The organism is Geminicoccus harenae, from assembly GCF_019800005.1.
GTDB classification, from domain to species: domain Bacteria; phylum Pseudomonadota; class Alphaproteobacteria; order Geminicoccales; family Geminicoccaceae; genus Geminicoccus; species Geminicoccus harenae.
In genome coordinates this window covers 1-1,847 of the sequence record NZ_JABGCL010000124.1, presented here as the reverse complement: position 1 = coordinate 1,847, position 1,847 = coordinate 1, and the positions used below count along the sequence as shown (strand labels likewise).

Annotated in this window: 1 protein-coding gene and 1 pseudogene; one reads left to right on the top strand and one right to left on the bottom strand. The window is 68.5% G+C overall.

The features are described from left to right. Positions 1-139: 139 nt before the first annotated feature. Positions 140-1,366, bottom strand: a complete 1,227-nt coding sequence (locus HLA95_RS27150) for an IS110 family RNA-guided transposase (RefSeq protein ID WP_222185104.1) — start codon at positions 1,364-1,366, stop codon at positions 140-142. Between the two features lie 307 nt (positions 1,367-1,673). Here HLA95_RS27150 and HLA95_RS27145 point away from each other — a divergent pair. Beyond that, positions 1,674-1,847, top strand: a pseudogene (locus HLA95_RS27145) (integrase core domain-containing protein); the annotation flags it as partial.

Sequence of the window (1,847 nt, the reverse complement as noted above, 5' to 3'; positions counted from 1 at the left end):
CTGACCAAGGTGAACCATCCTTGGACCACGGATGAGGTTGAACAGTCTCTTTGTGGCGAAGCGTGCTATTTTGTTTCGGCCCACGGGCGACCGCGTGACGAAGATCCGGGTTCGAGGTGCAAGCTTGGCCGCGCCGTCTTCACAGCCGCTCCTCCTTTGCGGCGCCCGTGGGTGCTCGTCGCCCGCGTCGGCTCCAGCCCTCCGTCAGACGCCGATAGGCGATCTCCGCCTGCTCGACGCGCCGCCGCTCCTCGTGGCGGGTTCGCGTCAGGTTGTAGGCATAGGCCGCACCCCGCTGGCCGCGTCGCGCCGGTTCGCCCGAGCGCAGTTCCAGGTCCCGCAGCTTCCTGGCATGCAGCGCCGGACGCACCCAGGCGTAGTCCTCGCTCCGGGTGAGCAGGTGCCAGATGATCACGGCGAGCTTGCGCGCAACGGCCACCGCCGCCACGTGCGGTCCTCGGCGGCCTGAGACGCGCTGGAAGAAGGCACGCAGAGGGCCGGGGCCGCGCACCGCCTGCCAGGCCGCCTCGACCAGCATGGTACGCGCGTGGCTGCGTCCCTGCTTGGTGATGCGCCCGTGCCGCGGCTTACCTGTTCCCGACTGGTGCACGCTCGGGTTCAGCCCGAGATAGGCCACGAGCCGATCCGAACCGGCAAAGCGCGCCACCGGTCCGATCGCCGCGATCAGCCCGACCGCGACGACCATGTCGACGCCTGGGATCGTCATCAGCCGCGTGACATTCGCGTCAGCCCGCGCTTCGCGCGCCAGCTCGCGCTCGACCACCCTCAGGTCCTCGCTCAGCCGGTCGTGCTCGCGCAGGTGCCGGGCGACCGCGTCGCTCTCGTCGGCTGGCAACGGCTGCGTCAGCAGCCAAGTCCGCCCTCGCGGCCCGAACAGGTCGGCGTGCGGACAGGGTGGCACGAGGTGCGCGTGCAGGATCGACTGCACGATCGTCTTCAGCCGCGTGCGCTGCCGCACAATCTGGATGCGACGCGTCACCTGCCGTCTGAGCCCAAGCGTGGCTTCGTCCGGGATCCAGACCTCGGGCAGGAAGCCGCTGGCGTAGAGCCGCGCCAGCACGGTGGCGTCGATGACGTCGGTCTTGATGCGCGCCTCGGCAATGAGGCGCACCTGGCGTGGGTTGGCGATCACCACCCGCCCGACAAAGGGCCGGAGCACCCCGGCAACGGCACTCGCGTTGCCGGTGGCCTCGACCACGACATGGTCATCATCGGTCAGCGTCTTGGCAAAGGCGACCAGATGATCACGCGTCATGCCGACCCGGCCGAGACGCCGGACCGTGCCGTTCTCCAGTATCACCGCCTCGGCGAAGACGCGGTGGATGTCCAATCCCACAACTCGCATGAGTTTGCCTCCTCGTCCCGATCACGGGAGCCGGCGGGCAACACGGCAACTACGGATCCGCGCTCGCAGCGCATCCGGGCGAGCCGCCCTCCGCGGCCTGCTGGCCGCGGCCACTGCATGGATCGGATCGAGCGTCTGCTGACGCTCGATGGGCGGCCAGATAACGGCTCGGGCTCGCAGCCCATGGTTCAAGGGTCGGCCTGCCCGCACTCACGTGCTCCCGGTGCCCCACGTCCCGGATGGGCTCACCATAGCGCCGATCCGAAGATCAGCAGGACGCCAGGACACCGAGGCCATCATGCCCGATAACGGCCAGGTCGAGCGCATGAACCGCACGATCAAGGACGCTACCGTCAAGCGCTACCACTACGACAGCCATGAACAGCTCCGGGTCCATCTGCAGCTGTTCGTGGACGCCTACAACCACGCCCGCCGGCTCAAGACCCTGCGCGGCCTGACCCCCTACGAATTCATCTGCCAG

Bases quoted from the DNA above. Each gene is read 5' to 3' on its own strand.
- HLA95_RS27150 (WP_222185104.1), bottom strand. From the start codon at position 1,366: ATGCGAGTTGTGGGATTGGACATCCACCGCGTCTTCGCCGAGGCGGTG.